The organism is Bradyrhizobium sp. Ken64 (assembly GCF_055807555.1).
Genome location: NZ_JBVVPA010000001.1, coordinates 298,839 through 323,299, shown reverse-complemented (window position 1 = coordinate 323,299; position 24,461 = coordinate 298,839). Strand labels below are relative to the sequence as shown.

General features: G+C 63.9%; 17 protein-coding genes. 6 read left to right on the top strand and 11 right to left on the bottom strand.

The window, feature by feature from the left end; all coding sequences use genetic code 11:
- Positions 1–3 precede the first annotated feature (3 nt).
- The 3 genes from AC0L2F_RS01595 (at position 4) to AC0L2F_RS01585 (ending at position 2,498) form a co-directional block, all read left to right on the top strand.
- Positions 4–696, top strand: coding sequence for an amino acid ABC transporter permease (locus AC0L2F_RS01595; RefSeq protein WP_007597029.1), 693 nt, complete (start codon positions 4–6; stop codon positions 694–696).
- Positions 697–704: 8 nt separating this feature from the next.
- Positions 705–1,436 (top strand): amino acid ABC transporter ATP-binding protein, encoded by a 732-nt coding sequence (locus tag AC0L2F_RS01590; RefSeq protein ID WP_007615073.1) that lies wholly within the window; start codon positions 705–707, stop codon positions 1,434–1,436.
- A gap of 201 nt (positions 1,437–1,637) precedes the next feature.
- Positions 1,638–2,498 (top strand): D-amino-acid transaminase, encoded by an 861-nt coding sequence (locus AC0L2F_RS01585; RefSeq protein WP_473247264.1) that lies wholly within the window; start codon positions 1,638–1,640, stop codon positions 2,496–2,498.
- A gap of 158 nt (positions 2,499–2,656) precedes the next feature.
- Here AC0L2F_RS01585 and AC0L2F_RS01580 read toward each other — a convergent pair whose 3' ends face one another.
- From AC0L2F_RS01580 to AC0L2F_RS01570, 3 genes are all read right to left on the bottom strand, one after another.
- Positions 2,657–3,118 carry a carboxymuconolactone decarboxylase family protein gene (locus AC0L2F_RS01580; protein ID WP_007615070.1) on the bottom strand — a complete coding sequence of 154 codons (462 nt, stop codon included), beginning with the start codon at positions 3,116–3,118 and terminating at the stop codon, positions 2,657–2,659.
- A 29-nt stretch (positions 3,119–3,147) separates the two neighbouring features.
- Positions 3,148–4,767, bottom strand: coding sequence for an MDR family MFS transporter (locus AC0L2F_RS01575; RefSeq protein WP_473247263.1), 1,620 nt, complete (start codon positions 4,765–4,767; stop codon positions 3,148–3,150).
- 117 nt (positions 4,768–4,884) lie between these two features.
- Complete coding sequence (locus tag AC0L2F_RS01570; protein ID WP_473247262.1) at positions 4,885–6,066, bottom strand: HlyD family secretion protein; 1,182 nt, start codon at positions 6,064–6,066, stop codon at positions 4,885–4,887.
- Positions 6,067–6,341: 275 nt separating this feature from the next.
- Here AC0L2F_RS01570 and AC0L2F_RS01565 point away from each other — a divergent pair, with 275 nt between their 5' ends.
- Positions 6,342–7,253: a LysR family transcriptional regulator gene (locus tag AC0L2F_RS01565; RefSeq protein ID WP_473247261.1), complete on the top strand. Its 912-nt coding sequence runs from the start codon at positions 6,342–6,344 to the stop codon at positions 7,251–7,253.
- Here the strand turns inward: AC0L2F_RS01565 and iaaH are convergent.
- Together iaaH and AC0L2F_RS01555 are read right to left on the bottom strand one after the other, a co-directional pair.
- Positions 7,248–8,672, bottom strand: a complete 1,425-nt coding sequence (gene iaaH, locus AC0L2F_RS01560; RefSeq protein WP_473247260.1) for an indoleacetamide hydrolase — start codon at positions 8,670–8,672, stop codon at positions 7,248–7,250. The genes AC0L2F_RS01565 and iaaH overlap by 6 nt on opposite strands.
- A gap of 75 nt (positions 8,673–8,747) precedes the next feature.
- The gene (locus tag AC0L2F_RS01555; protein WP_473247259.1) at positions 8,748–12,197 is read right to left on the bottom strand and encodes an indolepyruvate ferredoxin oxidoreductase family protein; all 3,450 of its coding nucleotides are present in this window, start codon (positions 12,195–12,197) and stop codon (positions 8,748–8,750) included.
- 152 nt (positions 12,198–12,349) lie between these two features.
- Here AC0L2F_RS01555 and AC0L2F_RS01550 point away from each other — a divergent pair, with 152 nt between their 5' ends.
- A complete protein-coding gene (locus tag AC0L2F_RS01550) occupies positions 12,350–12,805 on the top strand; it encodes an Lrp/AsnC family transcriptional regulator (RefSeq protein ID WP_027520474.1) in 456 nt (151 codons plus the stop codon).
- Between the two features lie 46 nt (positions 12,806–12,851).
- Here AC0L2F_RS01550 and AC0L2F_RS01545 read toward each other — a convergent pair whose 3' ends face one another.
- The 3 genes from AC0L2F_RS01545 to AC0L2F_RS01535 are packed head-to-tail and all read right to left on the bottom strand — an operon-like array spanning position 12,852 to position 16,094.
- A complete protein-coding gene (locus AC0L2F_RS01545) occupies positions 12,852–13,637 on the bottom strand; it encodes a fumarylacetoacetate hydrolase family protein (protein ID WP_473247258.1) in 786 nt (261 codons plus the stop codon).
- Between the two features lie 15 nt (positions 13,638–13,652).
- A complete protein-coding gene (locus AC0L2F_RS01540) occupies positions 13,653–15,020 on the bottom strand; it encodes an LLM class flavin-dependent oxidoreductase (protein WP_473247257.1) in 1,368 nt (455 codons plus the stop codon).
- A gap of 21 nt (positions 15,021–15,041) precedes the next feature.
- Entirely contained in the window at positions 15,042–16,094 is a 1,053-nt protein-coding gene (locus tag AC0L2F_RS01535; RefSeq protein ID WP_473247256.1) for an Ldh family oxidoreductase, read from the bottom strand.
- Between the two features lie 285 nt (positions 16,095–16,379).
- On the opposite strand from AC0L2F_RS01535, the gene AC0L2F_RS01530 reads away from it, so the two are divergent.
- A complete protein-coding gene (locus AC0L2F_RS01530; protein WP_473247255.1) occupies positions 16,380–20,495 on the top strand; it encodes a GAF domain-containing protein in 4,116 nt (1,371 codons plus the stop codon).
- On the opposite strand, the gene AC0L2F_RS01525 is transcribed toward AC0L2F_RS01530, so the two are convergent.
- From AC0L2F_RS01525 to AC0L2F_RS01515, 3 genes are all read right to left on the bottom strand, one after another.
- Positions 20,469–20,810, bottom strand: coding sequence for a hypothetical protein (locus tag AC0L2F_RS01525; protein WP_473247254.1), 342 nt, complete (start codon positions 20,808–20,810; stop codon positions 20,469–20,471). The two genes, AC0L2F_RS01530 and AC0L2F_RS01525, sit on opposite strands and share 27 nt — an antisense overlap.
- 283 nt (positions 20,811–21,093) lie before the next feature.
- Positions 21,094–21,900: a WecB/TagA/CpsF family glycosyltransferase gene (locus AC0L2F_RS01520; protein ID WP_473247253.1), complete on the bottom strand. Its 807-nt coding sequence runs from the start codon at positions 21,898–21,900 to the stop codon at positions 21,094–21,096.
- Entirely contained in the window at positions 21,893–24,262 is a 2,370-nt protein-coding gene (locus tag AC0L2F_RS01515) for an exopolysaccharide transport family protein (RefSeq protein WP_473247252.1), read from the bottom strand. Before AC0L2F_RS01515 ends, AC0L2F_RS01520 begins: the two co-directional genes overlap by 8 nt.
- Between the last annotated feature and the right edge of the window lie 199 nt (positions 24,263–24,461).

Here is a 24,461-nt window from a genome sequence, read left to right as displayed (position 1 = left end):
ACCATGTTCAGCAATTTCGATTTCGAGGTTATCCGTCGCGCACTGCCCTATCTGTTTTACGAGGGCATGACGTTCACGCTGATGCTCACGGGGCTTGCGGCGCTCGGCGGTCTGATCTTCGGCACGGCCATCGCGCTGATGCGGCTGTCGGGCTTCAAGATCCTGGGCCGCATCGCCGGGGTCTATGTCGACTTCATGCGATCGCTGCCGCTGGTGCTGGTGATCTTCTGGTTCTACTTCCTGGTGCCCTATATCGGGCAGTGGGTGACCGGCGCGTCGCGCCCGATCAGCGTCGGCGCGTTCGCATCCTCGCTCATCACCTTCATCATGTTCGAGGCCGCGTATTTCTCCGAGATCATGCGTGCCGGCATCCAGTCGATCTCGCGCGGCCAGCCGGCCGCAGCCAACGCGCTTGGCCTGACCTACGCCCAGACCATGCGCTACGTGGTGCTGCCGCAGGCCTTCCGTAACATGCTGCCGGTGCTGATCACGCAGACCATCGTGCTGTTCCAGGACACCTCCCTGGTCTACGTGCTGTCGATCACCGATTTCCTCGGTGCGGCAAGCAAGGTCGCGCAGCGCGACGGCCGTCTGGTCGAAATGTATCTGTTCGCAGCAATCGTCTACTTCACCATTTCCTGTGTTGCGTCCTTCGGCGTTCGCCGCCTGCAGGCGCGCATCGCCATCATTCGATAGAGTCTGTCATGATCGAGATCAGCCACGTCGACAAATGGTACAGCCCGAGCTTCCAGGTGCTGACCGACTGCACCACGAGCGTCTCCAAGGGCGAGGTGGTCGTGGTCTGCGGCCCGTCGGGATCAGGCAAGTCGACCCTGATCAAATGCGTCAACGCGCTGGAACCGTTCCAGAAAGGCGACATCAGCGTCGATGGCACCAAGGTCAACGATCCCAAGACCAATCTGCCCAAGCTGCGCTCGCGTGTCGGCATGGTGTTTCAGCACTTCGAGCTGTTTCCGCATCTGAAGATCATCGATAATCTCTGTCTCGCACAGCAGAAGGTGCTCGACCGGTCGCGCGACAAGGCGCTGGCAAAAGGCATGCAACTGCTGGAGCGCGTCGGCCTGAAGGAACAGGCGCAAAAGTATCCCGCGAACCTGTCCGGTGGCCAGCAACAGCGGGTGGCGATCGCTCGCGCGCTCGCAATGGATCCCATTGTCATGCTGTTCGACGAGCCGACCTCGGCGCTCGACCCCGAAATGGTGAGCGAGGTGCTCGACGTCATGGTGGACCTCGCCCATGAGGGCATGACCATGATGGTCGTGACGCACGAGATGGGCTTTGCCCGCAAGGTTGCCAACCGCGTGATCTTCATGGACCGCGGCGAGATCGTCGAGGACGCCCCCAAGGACGATTTCTTCGGCAAGCCCCGCAGCGACCGCGCGCAGAAGTTCTTATCGAAAATTCTGTCGCATTAATCCTGTCGTCACTCCGGGACGCGCCTCTTGGCGCGGTCCGGGAATCCATATCCCCGACTGGTGGCTATGGATTCTCAGATGCGCAATTGCGCATCAAAGCTCGTCGCTTCGCGCCGCCCCGGAATGACGAATAGAGGGGTGATCGGCCGCGGCAACTGGCGTATAAGCGCACAAAATCCCATTTCCCCCAGGAGACCTGCCTTGGATCCGATCGCCTATGTCAACGGCTCATTCGTCCCGCTCTCGGACGCCAAAATTTCGGTCCTCGATCGCGGCTTCCTGTTTGCCGACGGTATCTATGAGGTCTCGGCCGTGCTCGACGGCAAGCTGATCGACAATGCCTCACATTTGACGCGGCTGGAGCGCTCGGTCGGCGAGATCCAGCTGAAGCTGCCCGAGACGGTCGAGCGCATCACCGAACTCCAGAAGGAGCTGATCGCGCGCAACAAGGTCGAGAACGGCCTCGTCTATCTCCAGGTCACCCGCGGCGCCGACAAGGGCCGCGACTTCGCCTTTCCCAAGGGCGACGTCAAGTCGAGCCTGGTGATGTTCACGTCGGAGAAGGACATCATCAACGCAGCCTCGGCCAAGACCGGTATCAACGTGATCACCGTGCCCGACATCCGCTGGGAGCGGCGCGACATCAAGAGCGTGGCACTGCTCGCGCAAGTGCTGGCGAAGCAGGCCGCGGCCGAGGCCGGCGCGGGCGAAGCCTGGATGCTGGAAGACGGCTACGTCACCGAAGGCGGCTCGTCCTCGGCGTTCATTCTCACCAAGGACGACGTCATCGTGACCCGCAAGAATTCCAACGCGATCCTGCCGGGCTGCACCCGCAAGGCGGTGGTGGCGCTGGCGGAAGAGCGTCAGCTCCGCATCGAGGAGCGTTCCTTCACGGTCGCCGAGGCGCTCGCCGCCAAGGAAGCCTTTGCCACATCGGCATCGCTGTTCGTCCAGCCGGTGGTTGCGATCGACGGCAAGAAGGTCGGCGATGGCAAGCCCGGCCCGATGGCGATGCGGCTGCGCGAGATCTACGTGGAGTTCGCCAAGGCGACGGCGGTTTAAGCCACACGCTCGGTGTCATCGCCCGGCTTGACCGGGCGATCCAGTACTCCGTGACGGGAGTGCTGGACTCGAGAAGCCGCGGCGTACTGGATGCCCCGGTCGAGCCGGGGCATGACAGTCGAATGTGTTGAGGCAGTTTGGCCTCATGCGTCAGCATCTCACGCCACTGACGCCTTCACCTTTACCGGATGAACCGCACGGAACGCGATCGCGATTCTGTTCCAGGCATTGATGGCGCCGATCAGCATGGTCAGGTTCACCGTCTCCGCATCGGAGAATTGCGCGCGGACCTGCTCGTAGACGTCATCAGGTGCATGCGTCTCGGAGATCAGCGTCACTGATTCGGTCCAGGCCAGCGCCGCGCGCTCGCGGTCGGTGTAGAGCGGGGATTCGCGCCAGGCGTTGAGGAGATAGATGCGCTGCTCGGTCTCGCCGCGCTTGCGGGCGTCCTCGGTGTGCATATTGATGCAGAAGGCGCAGCCGTTGATCTGCGACGCGCGGATCTTGACGAGCTCGATCAGCGATTTCTCCAGGCCCGTCGACTGGATCTGCTCTTCCAGTGCCATCAGGGCTTTCATCGTGTCGGGTGCGGCCTGGTAGAAATTCATGCGGGGTTTCATGGTCGTTCTCCTTGCTTGCTGGGTTGACGTCAGTGGGCGCCGCCGGCCGAGGCGTGGCCGGCCTTCTTCAGGAAGAGGGTGGCGAACAGCGCGACGATCAGTGCCACGCCGAGCAGATAGAAGGTGTCGCTGAAGGCAAGGATATAGGCCTGCTTCTGCACGATGTGGCCGATCGCGACATAGGCGCGATGCGATGCATCCGCCCGGTCGAGAATGCCGTGATTGACGAAGTATTGGGTGAGCTGTTCCAGCCGTGTCCGCGTCGCCTGCTCGAACAGCGAGACCGACTGCATCAGAACGTTTGAGTGATACTGCTCGCGCTTGGTCAGCAAGGTCTGTAACAACGCGATCCCGACGGCACCGCCGAGATTGCGCATCATGTTGAAGAGGCCGGAGGCTGAGCCCGCGTTTTCCGGCTCGATGCCCGCGGTCGCCACCGCAGATAGCGGTGCCATCACCAGCGCCTGGCCGATCGCACGAACCACGTTGGGCCAGAGCAATTGATCGGCGGCATAGTTGCCGGTCATGGTGATGTTCATGAAGTTGGAGGCCGCGAACAGGACGAAGCCGACGCCGATGATGAGCCGCGCATCGAGCTTCTGCATCAGCCGCGGCACCATGGGGATCAGCAGGAGCTGCGGCAGGCCGGTCCATGCCAGCACCATGCCGATCTGCTCGGCATTGTAGCCCTGGATGCGGGCCAGATATTGCGGCAGGATGAACACCGAGCCGTAGAGCGCGATTCCCAGCAGGAAATTCGCGAGCATGCCGAAGCCGAAATTGCGGCGGACCAGCAGTCGCAGATTCAGGAGTGGCTTCTTCACGGTCAGCTCGATGATCAGGAAGGCGGTCAGCGCCACGGCCGCGATGACAGATAGCTTGACGATGAAGGGCGAGCCGAACCAGTCGTCCTTGTTGCCTTCCTCGAGCACGGTCTGCAGTGCCGACAGTCCGATCGCCATGGTGATAATGCCGGCCCAGTCACCGTCGCGCAGCAGCGACAGCTTCATGGGCTTTGCGTCCAGTGCGTACCAGAGCATGCCGACCATGATCGCGCCGGGCACGAGGTTGACGTAGAAAATGTACTGCCAGCCGAAATTCTCGGTGAGATAGCCGCCGATGGTCGGGCCGATCGCGGGCGCGAACGTCGCCGACAGCGCGAACAGCGCAAGGCCGACCGGCTGCTTTCCGCGCGGCAGCAATGTGATGATGAGCGTGAACGCCATCGGAATCAGCACGCCGCCGGTAAAACCTTGCACTGCGCGCAGCACGATCATCTGCGGCAGATCCTGCGCCAGAGCACAGGCGGCCGACAGGACCAGGAACAGGACCGCGTTGGTGAGGAGATAGATGCGGATCGAGAACACCTGCGCCAGCCAGCCCGAGAGCGGGATCACCACGATCTCCGCGATCAGATAGGAGGTCGAGATCCAGCCGCCGTCATCGATGCCGGCGCCTATCGCGCCCTGGATATCGGCGAGCGAGGCATTGACGATCTGGATGTTCAGCACCGCCATGAAGGCGCCGAGCGTCGCGCCGATCACGGCGATCCAGGTCTTGGCCGAGACGGCGGGCGTTGCGGGGGCCGCGACTGGAGCGGGGATATTGGCCGGGGAGGCGGTATTGACGGTCCGTTGGAGCGTGCTCATGGAAGCCTCGTCTCGGTTACGGAGACAGGATGCATTAGGCGGACGGTTTCGATAATCGACGAAGTTTGGGAAGGATCATCCGGCCTGATTTGATAATCCCGCCGGACCCTTCCGGCTTCAGCCGCCGTTAGGACGGGCCGCGTTGTCGGCGAGATGCTTTGCCGTCTCGCGCTCGGCCATGACGGCCTGTTTGGTGTCGATGGTCGGCACCGCGGACATGCCGGGGCGCAGCAGGCCGGTCAGGCTGCGGTCGTCGAGCACGATCTTCACCGGCACCCGTTGAACGATCTTGGTGAAATTGCCGGTGGCGTTGTCGGGCGGCAGCAGTGCGAATTCGAGCCCGCTCGCCGGCGACAGGCTATCGACGTGGCCGCGCAGGGTCTGGTTATGGAAGCTGTCGACGTGCAACTCGACCGGCTGGCCGGCGCGGACATGGGTGAGCTGCGTTTCCTTGAAATTCGCCACGACATAGACCGCATCGAGCGGCACCACTGCCATCAATTGCGTGCCGGCCTGCACGAACTGTCCCACGCGCAGTGAGCGGGCGCCGACCGTGCCGTCGACCGGCGCAGTGATCTCGGTGTAGGAGAGATTCAGGGTCGCCTGCTCCGCGACCGCGCGCGCGTGTTCGAGCTGGGCTGTAGCCTGCGCGCGCTGGGTGGTGAGCACGTCGACCTTGCGTTGCGCGGCCACGAGGCCCGACCTGGCATGTTGCAGCTGCGCGTTGCTGGCGCGCAACGCAGCGTCAGTCTGTTGTGCGCGCTGAATCGTGCCGGAGCCCGACTTCATCAAATCGTCGTAGCGGGCGCGCTCCTCCTGCGCAAATTTCAGATTCGCGTCCGCAGCAGCGACATCGGCCGTGCTCTGCTCGATGAGCGGCTGCTGGAGTTCGAGCTGGGCGTCGAGGTTGCGCACCGATGCTTCCGCCGCAGCGACATCGGCGCGGGCCTGGTCGAGCGCCGCTTTGAAGTCGCGGTCGTCGATCTTCGCCAGCACCTGGCCCGCTTTGACCTTTTCGTTGTCGCTGACCAGCACCTTGGCGATGTAGCCCGAGACTTTTGGCGCCACGATCGTGGAGTCGGCCTTCACATAGGCGTCGTCCGTTGTCTCGAGATAACGGCCGTTGACCCAGTAGTCGTGTCCGTAATGGACAATCGCTGCCGTGCCCGCGAGGAACGCGAGTACCAACGCCGCCCGCCGGACCATATTCCGAGCCTGACCACGCACCGGCGCCGTGAGGGAAGCTTGAGTTATCTCAGTCGCTTGCTGGAAGTTTTCGGTGCGGGGCATCTCGGACATGGCAGTCTCCTATCGGCTGGCTGAGACTATCGGTCTTCTTCGCTCGATCGATAATCGGCGAAATACCGGAAGGATTATCCGTTGGGAGTGGATGGTCCGGCCATCTCGCCTTCGCCTAGGGTTTAAGGAGCCGGAGGTCCGGCTGCCCCAGAGCAATTGCCGCGTCTGTCGAGGAATTGCGGCTAACCCATCCGCCATGCACGGACCAGATGATCTGATGGATAATCCGAGGGAAATCCTTGCGATTGTCGATCAAGAGCGGATAATCAGTCGGCATGGACCGATTGACCAGTCTCGAAGTCTTCAGCCGGGTGGTCGAGACCGGCGGCTTCTCTGCAGCAGCCCGCAAGCTCAACATGTCGACCACCATGGTGAGTAATCACGTCCAGGCGCTGGAAGACCGGCTCGGGGTGAGGCTGCTTCAGCGCACCACGCGCAAGGTCAGCCTCACCGACATCGGCAAGGCCTATTACGACCGCTGCGTCCAGATACTTGCCGAGCTCAAACAGGCCGACGATATCGCGAGCGAATTGCAGTCGGTGCCGCGTGGCACGCTACGAATCCACGTCGCCACGCACATGGTGCCATTCGTCGCGCCGGTGGTGGCGAAACTTCTGTCGGCCTATCCGGAGCTCAAGATCGATCTGCGCATGGGCGAGGCCGACATCGACCTCATCGAAGAAGGCTATGACGTTGCTCTGCGCATGACCTCGCCACCGGATTCGAGCCTGATCGTCCGCAGCCTTGCCACCTGGCGTCACGTGCTGTGCTGCTCGCACGACTATCTCCACAAGCACGGTCGCGTGCAGAAGCTCGGTGAGCTCACCACACACAATTGCGGGCGCCATTTGAATTATCCGTTCGGCGACGATTGGCGCTTCTTCGATCGCAAGGGCGCACCGGCATCGGTGCGCATCTCCGGTAGCTTCATCACCAACAGCGGTGAGGCCTTGCGAAAGGTGGCGCTGGAAGGCGCTGCCGTCTGCCTGATGGCCGGATTTCTGATCCGCAACGATCTCGAGGCCGGTCGGCTGGTGCGCCTCTTGCCCGAATATCGTCCAGTCGAGATGTCGATGAACGCCGTCTATCCACACCGCCATCATCTGTCGGCCAAGGTCAGGACCTTCATCGACATGCTGGTGGAGTACAGCGCCGAACAGCAGAAGCTGATCAATCCGTATTCATGACGGGCGCGGCGGCGGCAATCGCCCGAACACGGCGTCGAGCGCCAAGCCGATCGCAAGCAGCCGGCGATCGCTTCCGGCCGGGCCGTCCAGCTCAAGTCCGATCGGAAGCTTGCTGACCGCGCCGAGCGCAATCGGGATCTGGATTCCAGGAATTCCGGCATTGCTGCCGGGATCGGTGTTCTGGATGAACAGGCCGAAATTATCCAGGCTGCTGGAATCGGGATTGGAGGCAATAGCGACGCGCGGCGTGGTCGGGAAGGCGATGGCATCGAGCCGGTTGTCGGCGAAAGTCCTGCTGTAGAGCGCCTGCAGGGCCGGACGCGCGGACCTGATGGCAGCGTCATAGATCGGCTCGGCATCGACCAGCGTATTGTCTGGACCAGGCAGCTTGCGCGGGATCACGAGGCCGTCATAGGTGCCCTTGACGTCGGGGCTAGCGATCTCCCGCGCCAGTGCGTCGATGGTGATGCCGGTGCCGGTGTGAGCAAGATAGGCCACCATGTCGTCATAGGCCTCGTACAGCGCGACGGGAAAGCCGACCTGGCCGTTGAGTTCGGCCAATTGCGGCATTTCGATCTCGACCACCGTGACGCCCTGCGCCTTCAGTTTCGCGACCGCCGCCTGGAAGGCGGTCTCGGTGTCGGTATCGAGATTGATCAGCATCGACCGCACGATGCCAATCCGCATCTGCTTCAGATCGGCTGCCTGAACGGCTTCGGCACCCGCAATGACGCGGTCGAGCAGTTCGACATCCGCCATGGTCGCTGCCATGGGCCCCGCGGTGTCGCGGGTGTGCGAGATCGGCGCGATGCCGGCTTGCGGATAGCGTCCGGCCGTCGGGCGCAGCGACGCGCATCCGTTCAGTGCGGCGGGGACCCTGACCGATCCGCCAGTGTCGGTGCCGAGCCCGCCCGCGACGATCCGCGCGCCAATCGCCGCGCCCGTTCCGGAGGAGGAGCCGCCCGCGATCAAGGCGCGGTCATAGGCGTTGCGCACGCCGAATTCCGCGCCGGTCTTGAACGCGGTGTTGTAGCCGGAGATGCCGAAGGCGAGCTCGTGCATGCTGGTCTTGCCGATGATGACCGCGCCCGCCGCGCGCAGCTTTGCGACCACCGGCGCGTCCGCCTTCGGAACGTAATGCTGCAGCGCTGGCGTTCCTGCGCTGCAGGGGAGCCCCGCGACCTCAATATTGTCCTTGATCACGATAGGAACGCCGCCGAGCAGCTTGTCCTTGTTGTCGGCCGCGTCGAATGCGGCCGCAGCCTTCAGGGCACCGGCCTCGTCCAGGGCGATGAAGGCATTCAGATCGGCATTGGCCTCGGCGCGAGCGAGAGCTTCCGTCGTGAGCGCGGTGCTCGTGATTTTTCCGGCGCGGAGGTCGGCCACAGCCTGGGTCAGGGTCAACTGGTCGAAATCCATGAGGCGTCACCCGGTTGCAGGAGCGCCATCAGGGCGCGCCTCGGCTCCAGAGGCTGAAGCCTCGTCGGCGCCCCGTCAACCGTAGGCGCGCATCTTTGCAGGTGATGGCGCATCGAGCTCGGCGAACAGCCGTTCGACCTCCGCCTTCACCTTCCCGATCGCGGCGTCCTTGACCGGCCCGTAGCCCCGGATATCCATCGGCGCTTTTGCAATGGCGACCAGACTTGGCAGATGCGCCGCGTCGAGCCTCCGGAGCAGCCGCTCGACGACGCCATCATACCAGGTGATCAGTTCCCGCTCGGCGCGCCGTTCCGCCGTGTAGCCGAACGGATCGAACGGCGTCCCGCGCAATCTCTTCAATCGCGCCAGCAGCGCAAGCGGCGTCTGGATCCACTGTCCGAAGGCGCGCTTGCGCGGACGTCCGCGGGCGTCGCGCTTCGACGGCAGGAACGGAGGGGCAAGGTGATATTGGATGCTGAAGTCGCCTTCGAATTCGTCTTTCAACTCGTCGAGGAACCCACCCTGCATGTGCAGCCGCGCCACCTCGTACTCGTCCTTGTAAGCCATCAGCTTGAACAGCGCGCGCGCGACCGCCTCGGTCAACCCCTCGCTATTCAGTTTGGCTTCGGCATTGCGAACATTTGCAACGAGCGCTCGATAACGCGCTGCATAGGCATCGTTCTGATAGGCCGTGAGGAAGTCGGCGCGGCGGTCGATCAGCTGGTCGAGGGTCTCGGCCTTCGGCGCTCCGTCCACCTTCGGAAAGAAGTCGGTATCGGCGGCCGCAATCCGGCCCCAGGCAAAGGCCTGCTTGTTGCTTTCGACCGCAACGCCGTTGAGCTCGATCGCGCGCAACAGCGCCGACAGCGAGACCGGCAGCAGCCCGTGCTGCCAGGCAAAGCCCAGCATGACGATGTTGGCATAGACGGCATCGCCGAGCAGGCGCTCGGCCAGCGCATTGGCGTTGATGGTGTCGAGATTGCCGTCGCCGATCACCTGGCCGATCGCGCGCAGGCGGGCGGGTGAGGCGAGATCTGCATCGCGGAAGCGGACGACGTCGCCGGTCGGCATCTCTGCGGTGTTGACCGCGGCGCGCGTGCCTTTCCGATAGGTGCCGGACGCCTTCGGCGAGGAGCTGACGACGAGGTCGCAACCGATCAGCGCATCGGCCGCGCCCTGGTCGATACGGACCTGATGCAACGCTTCGGGCGAGGCGGCCAGGCGGATATAGCTCAGCACGGGACCGAATTTCTGCGCAAAGCCGGTAAAATCCAGCACGGAGACGCCGTTTCGTTCGAGATGCGCCGCCATGCCGATCAGCGCGCCGACCGTGATCACGCCGGTGCCGCCGACGCCCGTGATGAGCAGATCATAGGGACGGTCGAGCGTTGCGGGCGCGGGCAAGGGAAGCGTGGCCGCGTGGCCGACCGCGTCGATCCGGCTCGCGCCCTTCTTCCGGCGCCTCGCGCCCTCGATGGTGACGAAGCTCGGGCAGAACCCGTTGAGGCAGGAGAAGTCCTTGTTGCAGGATGAGAGGTTGATCCGGCGCTTCCGGCCAAAGGGCGTCTCCTTCGGCTCGACACTGAGGCAGTTGGATTCGACCGAGCAGTCGCCGCAGCCCTCGCAGACGAGATCGTTGATATAGGCGAAGCGTTTGGGGTCGGCCATCTGTCCACGCTTGCGGCGCCGCCGTTTCTCCGTCGCGCAGGTCTGCTGATAGATCAGCACGGAGACGCCGGGGATATCGCGCAGCTCGCGCTGCACGCTGTCCATCTCTTCGCGCGGATGGATGGACACGCCGACCGGAAGATCGCCTGGCGAAAATTGCGCTGGATCGTCCGACACCAGCGCGACGCGCGCAACGCCCTCGGCGCGGACGCTGTGCGCGATAGCGTGGACGCTGATCGGGCCGTCGACGGGTTGGCCGCCGGTCATCGCGACGGCATCGTTGAACAGGATTTTGTAGGTGATGTTGGCTTTGGCCGCGATCGCCTGCCGGATCGCCATCGAACCCGAATGATAATAGGTGCCTTCGCCGAGATTCTGGAAAACGTGCTTGTTACCGGTGAATCGTGAGGAGGCGGCCCAGTTCACGCCTTCACCTCCCATCTGGATCAGGGACGATGTCTCGCGGTCCATCCAGCTCGCCATGAAATGACAGCCGATGCCTGCCAGCGCCTTCGATCCCTCGGGCACCTTTGTCGATGTATTGTGCGGGCATCCCGAACAGAAATAGGGCGTGCGCGTTGCACCAGAGACGTTGATCGTGCGCGCGGCCTCGGGCATCAAACCGGCTGCGCGTGCGGCGAGATTGAGGCCTGGGAACATCGGATCGAGCCGGCGTGCGAGTACCCCGGCGAGCGCACGCGGCGACAATTCCCCGATCCAGGAGATCAGCCGTGCGCCGGTCTCGTCGTGCTTACCGACCATGCGCTCGGGCTTTTCGCCCGGATAATCGTAAAAATATTCCTTGAACTGGCTTTCGATGATGCCGCGCTTCTCCTCGACCACGAGGATCTCGCGCTTGCCCTTCACGAACGCCATCGCGTCATGCAGCGCCAGCGGCCAGACCATGCCGACCTTGTAGATGTCGATGCCGATGCTGCGGCAGGCCGCTTCGTCAAGACCCATCAACCGCAGTGCTTCCATCAGATCGAGATGTGCCTTGCCTGTGGTGACGATGCCGTAGGTGGCGCCTGGGATGTCGTAGATGTGACGATCGATCGGATTGGCCTTTGCGAAGGCATAGACCGCATGCTTCTTCGCCTCCAACCGCTCTTCGATCTGTGGGCCCGGCAGATCGGGCCAGCGATAGTGCAGGCCGCCTGGCGGCGGCGCGAAGTCCGGCGTGTGGAAGACGCGCGGCGGGCGCAGCGCGACGGAGGCGCCGGATTCCACGATCTCCGAGATCGCCTTGAAGCCGACCCACATGCCGGTGAAGCGGCTCAGAGCGTAGCCATATTCACCGAATTCGAGGTACTCGCTGACGCTTGCGGGGTGGAGTGTCGGCATGAACCAGCTCATGAAGGCGACGTCGGACTGGTGCGGCATCGAGGACGAGACGCAGCCATGGTCGTCGCCGGCAACCACCAGAACGCCGCCATGCGGCGAGGAGCCGTAGGCGTTGCCGTGTTTCAGCGCATCGCCGGAGCGATCGACGCCGGGGCCCTTGCCGTACCAGAGCCCGAACACGCCATCGACCTCGCGGTCAGCCTGCGTCTCGACCTGTTGCGAGCCGAGTACGGCGGTTGCGGCAAGGTCTTCGTTCACTGCGGGGAGGAATTCAATGCGGTCCGGCTTCAGTCGCTCCTGGATGCGCCACAGTTCGAGGTCGATGCCGCCGAGCGGCGAGCCGCGATAGCCCGAGATGAAGCCTGCCGTGTTCAGTCCGGCGGCACGGTCGCGCCGCACCTGGTCGAGCGCGATGCGAACGATGGCCTGCGTGCCCGTGAGGAAAACGCGGCCTTCTTGGCGATCGTAGCGGTCGGAAAGCTCGTAGGCGTCGAGTGACGATTTGGCGTCCATGCGGACCTCCCGCGGCATCCTTGCCGGATAGGAGAAGGGTAGGCCTGGGCGACTGGTAGGTCTTACCTATCTTTCCGAACATTGCGCCAATTCTGGTAGAATTATCCAATCTAATATATATTCAGGTCGAATAATCCATTTTGGTGGCTTCCATGATCGAGGACCAGGATGCGCGGATTCTCGCCTTCCTTCAGAAGGACGGCCGCGCCACCAACCAGCAGCTCGCCGACGCGGTCGGCATGTCCACCTCGGCATGCTGGCGCCGGGTGCGCGCGCTGGAGGAGAGCGGTGCCATCCGGGGCTATGCGGCCCTGGTCGCGCGCGAGCAGGCCGGCTTTGCGATGTCCGCGATCCTCCACGTCTCGCTGGAACGGCACGACGCAAAATTCGTCGACGAGTTCGTCGCGCGGGTGACCACGCGGCGTGAGGTGCTGGAGTGCTTTGCGACCACGGGCGATGCCGATTACCATTTGCGCGTCGTCGTGCAGGACATGGCGGCCTACAACAGATTCCTCGACGACTTCATGTTCCGCATTCCCGGCATTCGCTATGTGAGAAGCAATGTCGTGCTGAAAGAGATCAAGACGGGCGTGGCCCTGCCGTTTTGAGCTGCGGCGTGTTCAAATCTGCCGCCTCACCCTCTCAGGATGAGGATCACCGCTCTTCCCGCACGAACCTGTTCCGCAGCGTGCCGATGCCGGTGATGTCGATCTCCACGACGTCGCCGTGCTTGATGTCAGGCGAGGGTCCGTCCGTGCCCATCCAGATCACATCGCCCGGCCATAGCGTAAAGTATTTGGTCAGCTCGACCAGGAACGGCACCACGCCAAAGATCATGTCGTTGGTGTGGAAGCGGTTGGTCTCCTTGCCGTTGACCCGGACGATCGTTTCCATCTTGGCGAGGTCGGCTTCGGTCTCGATCCACGGGCCCATCGGCTTGAACGTGTCGGCGTTCTTCGATCGCCACAGGCTGCGGTCGGCCTTCTGCCAGCTGCGTTCGCTGACGTCGTTGCCGATGGTGTAGCCGAACACGCAATCCATGGCATTCTGTTTGGTGAGATGCTTGACCTTCTTGCCGATGACGACGACGAGTTCGCCTTCGTAGTGGATCTTGTCCGTCGCAAAGGACGGGATCACGACCTCCTCGTCATGTGCGATCAGCGCATTCTGGGCGCGATAGCCGATCTCGGGTCTGTCCGGCACCGCTGGCACCTCCCCGCGCTTGTCGGCGGCCTCCTTCAGGTGCTTCAGATAGTTCAGGCCGACGCAGTAGAAGGTGCGCGGAATCAGCGGCAGCTCGATTCTAACCTGCGACAGCGGATGCGTGCGCGAGGTGCGCTGCCATTCGCCTAAGGGATCGCCATCGACGGCGATGACCTGGTCACCCTCGACGATTCCCCAGGACATCTTGTCCGCGGCGGTGAATTTCAGCCAGCGCATGCCGTGTCTCCGTTGTTATTCCACGGCATCGCGCGGCTCCACTTTCCAGTCGCCGGCAGCCGGCCGCTTGAGCCCGAGATTTTCCCGCAGCGTCTTGCCGCGATATTCCTTCTGGAACAATCCTCGCCGCTGCAATTCCGGGACGATATGTTGCACGAAATCGGCATAGGAGCCGGGCACATAGGTCGCGGCGATGACAAAACCGTCGCAGCCGCGCTCGACGAACATTTCTTCGAGCTTGTCCGCGATCTCCTTGGGGCCGCCAACCATCGCATCCTGGACCTGGCCGCGGCCGGAGAAGGTGACGAAATCGCGCGCGCTCGGATTGCTCTTGCCGGAGTTCTTGAGCACGCCGTCGCGGATGCCCAGAATGCCCTGCATGCTCTTCAACTCTTCCGTCGTCAGCGGCTCGTCGAGATCCTTGGAGGCGAAATCGTAATTGAGCGCTTCGGCCAGTAGCGACAGCGCGTCGATCTGCAGCGGCAGCTTGTTGATCAGCGCCATCTTGTCTTCGGCCTCGGCCTTGGTCGCGGCGCAGACCGGTGTCGTGAGGTTGCAGAGGAACATCGCCTCCGGATCCCGGCCGGCTTTCGCGGCCTCATTACGCACGGACGCATAGCCTTCCTTGGCGGCGGCGAGGTTGCGTGCGGCGGTAAAGATCACCTCGCCCCATCGTCCTGCAAAGCGTTGCCCGCGGCCGGACGCACCAGCCTGGATGATCACGGGATGGCCTTGATCCGAGCGCGGTACGGTGAAGGGACCGCGCGACCTGTAGAATGGGCCCCTGTGATCGAGCCGCTTCACCTTGGCTGGATCGGCAAAGCGGCCGCTCGTCTTGTCCATGATGAGCGCGCCGTCTTCCCAGGTGTCCCAATGGCCGAGCACGACCTCCATGAACTCGTCGGCCTTGTCGTAGCGGGAATCATGTTCGGGATGAGAGTCGCGCCCCATGTTGTGTGCTTCGCCGTCGTTGAGCGAGGTGACGACATTCCACCCGGCGCGTCCGCCGGACATCAGGTCGAGCGTTGCGAAGCGGCGGGCGATGTCGAAAGGTTCGAAATAAGTCGTCGAGCCGGTCGCCCCCAACCCGAGCTTCTCTGTAACCATGCCCATCGTTGTCAGCACGATCAGCGGGTCCATCTTCACGCAGCGGATACCGTATTCGACGGTGTGGGCGTGATCGTTGCCGTAGCGGTCCGGCATCGCCAGCCGGTCGTCGAAGAAGGCCATGTGGAACTTGCCGGCTTCGAGGATTTTAGCGATCTCCTGATAATAGTCCGCCGACATCGAATCGTCGCGCGAGTCCGGATGGCGCCATGAACTCGGCAAATTCGTGCAGTTCTGGGCCTGAAGGAAGCCGACCAGTACCATCTGCCGCGTCATGCTGCTGTTCTCCGAATTGCGTCAGGCCAGATCAAGGACCGTATCCAGCCTGTACTCGCGCGCCAGCGCGCGCAGTTTTTCCCACGTCGCATCCTCGATCTCGATGCCGTCGCGCCGGCGCTGCTGCTCGCGCACGCCCTCGATCTCTCCGGGATAGAACACGCCTTTGCTGCCCTCGGAGGGCGGGGTCGATTTGAGATAGTGCGCGAACTCGGCAACCTCGCGCTTGAAGTCTTGCAACGGGCGAAATGCGGCGACGTTGAACACGGCCATGAAGCAGCCGTCATTGTGCCGGCCCGTGGGCTCGACGCCGAAACCAAGGCCGGTGAGCAGGCCGCACAGGACCTCGACCATGGCGGCGAGGCCGCTGCCCTTGTAGCCCTCGGTTCCGCCGAGCGGCAGCAGCGCGCCGCCCTTGCGGTATTGGGTCGGATCGGTGGTGTGTCGTCCTTCGGCATCGATGATCCATCCTGTCGGAATCTCCTCGTCGCGGGCGACCGCGAGCTGGATCTTGCCGGCCGCGACCGCAGAGGTCGCCATGTCCAGATAGAACGGCGCATCGAGATCGGACGGCACCGCTATCGAGATCGGATTGGTGCCGAGCCGTGCCTCCTTGCCGCCGAACGGCGCCACGTGCTTCGGCGAGCGGCCGGAATCCGCCGTTGCGATCCCGATCATGCCTTCGCGCATCGCCATCAGCGGATAGGCGGCGAGGCGGCCGACATGGCTTTGCCGGAACACGGTGCACGCGGCGACATTCGCCGTCTTCGCTTTCTCGATCGTCAGTGCCATCGCCTCGGCGTTGACGTGGAAGCCAAAACCCCACTGACCGTCGATCACGGTGGTCGTCGGCGATTCCCGGACGATGCTCCATTTGGCGCCGGGTACGATGTGGCCGGCCTTGATCCGGTCGACATAGGTGGGAATGGCGATCACGCCGTGGGAATCGTGGCCGGCGAGATTGGCGTTGACGCAGCCGCTTGCGACAGCGTCGGCCTCTTCCTCGGAAGCTCCGGCGGCACGAAGCAGCGCGGCGCTGATGCGCGTGAGGCGGTCGGCCTGGACGATCGGCATGGCGTTTCCCCGGCTGGTGCCCTTAACAGGCTGCTTGTTGGGAGCCATGGTCTCAAAGCGCGGCTGCGATATCAATCTCCCGTAAACCAATACAGGGCTGCAAATTCGTAAACAGAACGCGTGGTCGGTCGAAACTGCCATCCCGTACAGCGGGATTTCGCGCCGGTTGTTCGCAGCTCGTTCACTTTGATTGACGGTTTGCGGGAACCAATAACCCCCACTTAGGCCATCCGCCCTCATAAGCTATCCGGGATAAAATGGCAGAGATGCCGGGGGAGTGAGATCGTGCAGAGGACCCTCGCGCGCACACTTGCAGCGTTGAGCGACATCAACGAAGCGATCCTTTACGCGAAGTCGCCGGACGAGCTGTACCAGAAGGTCTGCGACGCCGGGTTTTCGAGTGGGGACTTCATGGCCGTCGCCGTCTTCCTGGCGGAGCCGGATGGCCAGCGGCTGCGGTTTGCGGCCGGCTGCGGCGACGACGTTGCGCGGCTGCGTGCGATCAAGATCACCACGGCGGCCGGCACGCCGGAGGGATCGGGCGTCGGCGGCGAAGCCTTTCGCAGCCAGGGGATCTGCATCAGCAACGATTACCTGAACGATCCGCGCTCGCTCGCGTGGCGCGAGGGCGCGGCCGGGGCGGGTGTCGGCGCAGCCGCGGCGCTTCCCCTGATCTGCGGCGGTCGCAGTATCGGCGTGTTGTATGTGACCCGCTCGGGGGCAGGCACGCTCGACGAGGCGATGGTCTCGCTGTTCGAGCGGATGTCGAGCAATATCTCACATGCGCTGGAGAATTTCGCGCGCGAAACGGCGCGCCTGGACGGCGAGCGGGCAGTGCGGCGGCTCAACCGCATGTTCGGTGCCCTCACCGCGACGAATGAAGCAATCCTTCACGCGGGCACCGAGCAGGATCTGTACCAGCGGGTCTGCGATGCCGCTGTGTACAGTGGCAAGTCGCTTGCAACTTTCGTTCTGCTGCGCGAGCCGGATTCCGAATGGCTGACGCCGGTGGCAGCGACCGGACAAAATCTGGATCTGATCAGACAGTCGCGCTACTCGATCGATCCGGAGAGTCCCTACGGCAAAGGCATGTCCGGCGAGGTGTTCCGGACGCAGAAAGCGGTCGTCGAGGACGACCTCGTCAATCGTACCAAGGGGACCACCTGGGAGCAGGCCAACGTCAATGCCGGCGCCGTCGCCTGCGTGGCTGCTCCCCTGATCAAGCGTGGTACCAGCATCGGCGTGCTGTTTTTCTTCGTGAGCAAAGCCTGGGCGAAAGACGAAGGCATCGTCGCACTGTTGCTGCGCATGACTGAAACCGTATGCTTTGCGCTCGAGAATTTTGACCGCGACAAGGAGAAGGCCCAGATCGCGCTGGAGGAGGAACGGCTGGCGCGCATGTACGCGGCGCTAAGCGCGACCAACGAGGCCATTCTGCGGGCAAGATCCCGCAGCGAACTGTTTGATCTAGTTTGCGAAGCCACGGTGCAGGGCGCGAAGTTCGCCTCGACCTCGATCGCATTGCTCGACCGCGACGCGGGACTGCTTCGCATCGTCGCATCGTTCGGACCGAACGCCGCTGAGGTACGAACCTTCAGGTTGCCGGTCAGCGACGAGGTGCCGGAGGGACGCGGGCTGACCGGCACTGCGTTCCGGACGCGACAGCCTTGTATCAGCAACGACATCCTGGCCGACACTCGCCTCGAGCCTTGGCACGCCAGCGCGCGTCGCAACGGTATTGCGTCGTCAACCGCGCTGCCGCTGTTCAACGGTGACAGGGTCGAGGGCGTATTCCTGTTCAACTCGCGCGAGCGCGGCACTTTCACGGACGAGTTCGTCGAGCTCCTGCGCAAGCTCCAGGCCAACGTCGCCTTCGCGCTGGAGAATTTCGATCGGGCCGACGAAAAAGCGCGGGCCGACAAGCAGCGTGATCGCCTGAGTGGCATGTTCGAGGCGCTGAGCGCCACCAATGAGGCCATCATGCGCGCCAAGACGCGCGAGGAGCTGTTCGAGGTCGCGTGCCAGGCCGCCGTGCTCGGCGGGGTGTTCGCCTCCGCGACAATCGGCACTTTGGACGACAAACGTGAGCTTGTCCGGGTGGTCGCCGTGAAGGGACGCCTGCAGGAACGAATGGTGGGACGCACCTGCCTCGTTTCCGCCGACCATCCTGAGGGCCAGGGGATCATAGGGATATCGCTGCGGACCCGCCGGGCCAGTGTCATCAACGATTATCTGAATGATCCGCGATCGGTGCACTGGCATTCCAAGGCGATCGAGGATGGAACCCGGGCTGCTGCCAGCTTCCCACTGCTGAGGGCCGGCCAGGAGCCGATTGGCATCCTGCTTTTCCTCGCACCAGAAGAGAATACGTTCACACCCGATCTGGTCGAACTGCTCGGACGCCTGGCTGAAAACGTCTCTTTCGCCCTCGACAATTTCGATCGTGCCGAGGAGAAGGCCCGCACCGAGGCGCAGAAGGAACGCCTGACGCGGATGTTTGCGTCGCTGAGCGCCACCAACGAGGCGATCATGCGGGCGAAGTCGCGCGCCGAACTGTTCGACCTCGTCTGCCTTGCCGCCTCGAATGGCGCAAAATTCACCTCGACCACCATTGCACTGTCGAGGGCCGACAGCGACCAGCTGGAGATCGTGTCCAGTGCCGGACCATCGTCTGACACCACGCGCAATGTCCGCCTGTCAATCGACCCCGAACGTCCCGAGGGGCGCGGAATGAGCGGCACGGCGTTCCGCACCCGCCAGCCCTGCATCAGCAACGACTATCTCAACGACGACCGCGTTCGCGCCTTCCATGCCATTGTCCGCAACGACGGCGCGCGGTCGGGCGCGGCATTTCCGCTCGTCGCGCACGATCAGGCCGTCGGCGTCATGATCTACATGTCCACCGAGCCGGGCACCTTCACGGCCGAGTTCGTTGAGCTGTTGCAGCGCCTCGCCGACAACGTCTCCTTCGCGATGGAGAATTTCGACCGGGCCGACGAGAAAAACGAGGCCGACGAGCGGATCGAATACCTCGCTTCGCACGACAGTCTGACCGACCTGCCGAACCGCGAGACCTTCAACGCGCTGCTGCATGAGGCGATCGACGAAGCGCAGCGCCACGACCACCGCTTTGCGGTGCTGTTCATCGACCTCGACCGTTTCAAGGTCATCAACGATTCGCTGGGCCACGAGGCCGGCGATCTGCTCCTGCTCGAAGTGGCCAACCGGTTGCGTGGTGCGCTGCGCGCAAGCGACGTGGTGGCGCGGCTCGGCGGAGACGAGTTCGTGGTGATCCTCGACCAATGTGGCGAGATCGATGACGTGCAGCGCATCGCGAACGAGCTGTTGACGGCGCTTGCCGAACCGATGGAGCTGGCGGGGCATGAGTGCCACACCACGGCCTCGATCGGCATCGCGATGTATCCGACCAACGGCTCCGACGCACAGACACTGACCAAGAACGCCGACATGGCGATGTATCTCGCCAAGGAAGACGGCAAGAACGGCTACCGCTTCTTCTCCAAGGAAGTGAAGACGCAGTCGATCGAGCGGCTGTCGCTGGAGAGCGCGCTGCGCCGGGCGCTGGAGCGCGATCAATTCACTTTGAACTACCAGCCCAAGGTGGACATGGAGACCGGCCAGATCACGGGCGTGGAAGCCCTGCTGCGTTGGACGCACCCGGATCTCGGCAGCATCTCGCCGGCGCAGTTCATTCCGCTTGCGGAAGAGACCGGATTGATCGTGCCGATCGGCCGCTGGGTGGTGAAGGAGGCCTGCGCGCAGGCCATGGCCTGGCAGCGCCGCGGCCTCTTGCCGGTGTCGATGGCGGTCAACCTGTCACCGCGGCAGTTTGTGGACGAGCATCTGTTGCAGGACGTCGACGAGGCGCTGGCCGCCAGCGGCATGTCACCCGTGCTGCTCCAGTTGGAGGTCACTGAGAGCATGATGATGCGCAACGTCGGGCGCGCGCTCAAGGTGCTCGACGCCATCCAGAGCCGCGGCATTCGCTTGGCGATCGACGATTTCGGCACCGGCTATTCGTCGATGTCACTGATGAAGCATTTTCCGATCGACACCATCAAGATCGACCGCTCCTTCGTTCGCGACTTGCCGCAGGACGCGGAGGATCAGGCGATCGCGCAGGCGATCATCAGCATGGGCAAGGCGCTCGGGATGACCGTGGTGGCGGAAGGCGTCGAGAACGCCGAACAGGAGGCGTTCCTGCGCGCCCATGGCTGCGACGAGATGCAGGGTTTCCTGATCTCCATGCCGCTGCCGGCGCGGGAGATGGCCGAGCTGCTGCGGCCGATGGAGCTGCCCGTCGCGCCGCCGCTCCAGCCGGGGCCGGACCATGTCGCCACCGAGGCCGCGGCGCTACGCTTGAAAAGCGCTGTCGTCTGATGGCTGCGGGTGCAGTTCGCGGACGTCCTCGTCCCTGATCTCTGCCTTGCGTGGAAAATGATCGGGCCAGGGAAGCGAGGTTTGTTCGGCGAAGAGCGTGATAAGGACATGCGCTCCTTCGGCGAAGCTCGAGCCCTCGCCAAGGCCGAGCTCACGACACCAAGCCTGGCGCATCGGCTCGTGCGTGTCGAGCACCGCCATCGCCGGACCCCACCACCAGGCAGGCGCCGGCGATCGTTCGTCCTCCGGCACGGCATGCCAGAGGACGAGCTCGTCCATCATGCGCTCGAATTGCAGGCTTGCGGCCTGATGCATTCGTTCCGTGCTCCCTTGGGTCGCGCCTGAAAGCAGGCCGATGCGCGGACTCGATCGTGGCCTTCGCTGTGAAAAGCTGGCTCGCGCTATCGGCTGAGCCCATTGTGCCGCTTGTGTCGGCGGTCATACAAAACATGCGGCGGCCGGGAAAGTTACCGACGCCGACTGTGACGGTCTCTTTAGCCGCTTATGAGCCCGGCCCGCAAGGCGCAATACCGGCGCCGCTGGCGTTGAAAGAACGCAGTCGGGGCTGATGACCGGCGGGGGTCATGTCGTTCTCTACTCAGCGGTTGAAGGGCCGGTTGCGGCTGAACAGCAGATAGATCGCGCGTGGGTTGGTGGTCAAATAGCGCCAGAACAGGCGGCGGGGCTCGAGCAAGGTGCGCCAGGCCCATTCCAGCCCGATCTTCTGCATCCATCGCGGCGCGCGGGCGCGGCTACCCGACAAAAAGTTGAACAGGCCGCCGGATGTCTTGATGACGCCGACATTGGTGAGATGCGGGGTGAATTCCTCGACGAACGCCTGCTCGTTTGGCACGCCCAGCGCAACCCAGAGATAATCCGGCGCTAGCGCGTTGATCTCGTCGACCTTCGCGCGCAGCGCATCGCCACGGAGATAACCATGGCTGTAGCCGACGATCTTGAGGTTTGGATACATCTTCCGAACGTTCTCGACCGCAGCGGCGTTCTCGTCCTCGCTGGCGCCGAACATATAGAAGGTGCGGCCGACCGCCTCAGCCTTGCGCGCGACGACGTGAAACAGGTCTGTCGTGGCGACGCGCTCGGGCAGCGGAAACCAGGATTGCAGCCTGGACGCCGCCACCAGCGGCTGGCCATCGGCATTGATGAGGTCGGCGCCGCGGAACAGGCGCTCGGTCTCCGGTTCGGTCGAGCACCGGGCCAGCACCTCGCCATTGGCCGAGGTCAGGTGCAGCGGACGGCCGATGCGATGGCGCGGATCGGTCGCCTCGATCATGAAATCTGCGGTCGCTTCCAGGTCGATCGCAGCCATGCGGAGGCCGCCGATGGTGATCCGCGGCACGTCGGCGGTTGCGGCCCGGCCATCGAGATTGATGCGGCGCTCAAGCATATTGTCTGCCTCGTTGGCGAGCTTGGGCCATAGGGGTGAGTTCGTCGAGCACGACGCCGACGAGCTTGCGCTCGGCGCGGCCTAGCGTGCTCAATATCTCTTCCAGGCCGTCGTTGATGTCGAGGCTGGTCGGCAGCACCGCCACCAGCGCGTCGGCATCATCGAGCAGCTTACGGCTAGCGGCCGTGAGTGGTGCCGCGGGACCGTCGAGGATCACGAGGTCATAGCCGCCGGCGGAGCGCGCCTGCCCGATGGCCTTGCGGATGGCGTCGGTGGCCTTCCCTGCGTCGCGTTCGGCGGCCGGCAGTACCGAGATGCCGTTGAGTGTCTTGATCTCGCGCGCGGCCTTGCTGCCGATCGAAAGCCATCCGACCTTGCTCGGCTCGCTCTTGCCGGGACGGCTGACCTTGTTCGAGAGCGGGTGCGCCTGATGGTCGGCATCGATCATCAGCACCCGGGCGCCGTCGCGCGCGGCCGCGAGCGCGAAATTCAGCGCGGTCACGCTGCGCCCGGTGGTCTCACTGGCACCGACGAGCGCGATGACCGGCATTGTCTTTCCGCCGGCGCGCCGGGCCGCCGTAGCGCGCATGTCGCGCCAGGCGTTGAGCAGCGTCGTCAGTGGAAAGCCGGGGCGCAGCGTTGGCCAGCCCAGCCGGGTGAGGTCGATGCCGCCGCCGGTGGCGAGAATGGCACCGAGCGTGTGGATGACGTCGGCCTCCTGGAGGCGCGCGATCAGCGGCTTTTCGATCAGGGGCTTCTCGACCATCGAAGGTTGCAGCGGCGGGGCGGCGAGTTCCGGCAGTGCCTCCGCGACTTCCGGGGCTCGCGAAACTGACTGAGGCCGGGCGGTCTCCGGCGCCCGCGAAGGCTCTGGAGTTCGCGGAGCTTGCGGTAACGGAGTGCGATTGGCACGGGCCGGCGCCGGCGCGAACGCACCGGCGAGCAGCAGTTCGGCCGCGACGAACCAGCTCGATGCAGCGATTGCGCCGAAGATGAAGCCGATCATGGCGAACAGGCTCATCGCCGGCGGGAACGAGCGCCGCTGCGGCACCGTCGCCTCGCCGATGATTCGGGCCGCCGAGGTGTTCAGCGTCTCCTGCTCCTCGGTCTCGCGCGAGCGCTTGAGGAAGGATTGATAGACGTCACGGCTGGCATCGGCTTCACGCTCGAGCTCGCGCAAGCGCACGGCGGCCTGGCTGAGCTGGACACTCTGCCGCTTCTGCGCCTCCAGCGCCCGGCTGAGCGAGGCTTCAAAGTCGCGGGCGCGCGTCAAATCGTTCTTGGCGGACTGGGCGAAGCGGTCGATCTCTTCGTTGATGGTGCGCTTGAGATCCTCGACCTGCTTCTCGGTCTGGCGCAGCGCCGGATGACGCGGGCCGAGCTCGCCGGCCTGCTCCGCATATTTCTTGCGCGCGTCGGCATATTGGGCGCGCAGGTTCGCGATGGTCGGCGATTGCAGCGCCTCGGAGTTCGCGCCTGCATCTGCCGTCGTGCGTCGGCTCGCCTCGATCTGGTCGAGGCGCGCCTGCGCGTCCATCGTCGCGGCGCGGGCGGCGGAAAGCCGCTGGTTGCTGGCGGAAAGCTGCTGGTCGCTGATCAGCGCATCCTGGGTGCCGACGAAATTGTTCTGGGCCTTGTAGGTCGCGAGCACGGTCTCGGCGCTGCGCAGCCGCTCGCGCAGCTCCTTCAGGCGGCCGGAGAGGTCGTTGGTGGCGCGCCGGGCGGCGGACGCCTGCGAGTTGCGGGATTCCGCGAGGTAGGCGCTGGTCAGCGTGTTGGCGAGCATCGCCGCTTTCGCCGGATCGGTCGACCAGACCTCGATGTCGACGATGAAGCTCTTCTCGGTCTTGCGGATCGTGATGTGCCGGTTCAGCGCCTCGAGAGCGGCGAGCTGCACTTCCTTTTTCTCCGTGGCGGAGGGCGCGTGGGACTGAAGGCCGATCAGCCCGAGCAGCGACGACATCACGCCTTTGCCATCGGCGCCGCCGCCGAATTCGGGATCCTTGTCCAGATCAGCCTGCTGGATCACCTGGAGCAGCACGCTGTTGGACGTGATCAGGCGCGCCTGGCTCTCGACCACCATCGACATGCCGGAGACATCCTGCGCGCGAGGCGTCAGCTCGCGGTCGACGAGCTGAAGCTCGCGCGGGTCGACATAGAGCTGGGCGGTGGCGGTGTAGCGGGGCGTCAGGCTCTTGCCAACGGTGACGGCAAGCGTCGCACCGAGCAGCGCGGCCACGGCAATCGCGATCTTCCGCCGCCAGAGCAGATTGACCAGCTCCAGCACGTTGAAGCCGGCCTGAGGCCGCTGCTGCGGGGCCTCCGGTCTGGCCCGATCTATCGGCTGGTTATAGTCAAGCATGATCCCCAGCTTTCATTCCAAGTGCCGCGTGCTGAGGGGGTACTCTTCGCTCTACGCCACGCACCTCACATATAGGTGCCCACTCAACGCAACAGGGAAAATTAACCATACTCATTGAGGGACTATTCACCGAAATGGCAAACAAAGCGTTTAAGCGCATGCCGCTCTTCGACGCGTCGCCGTGACGCGTGCGATGGCG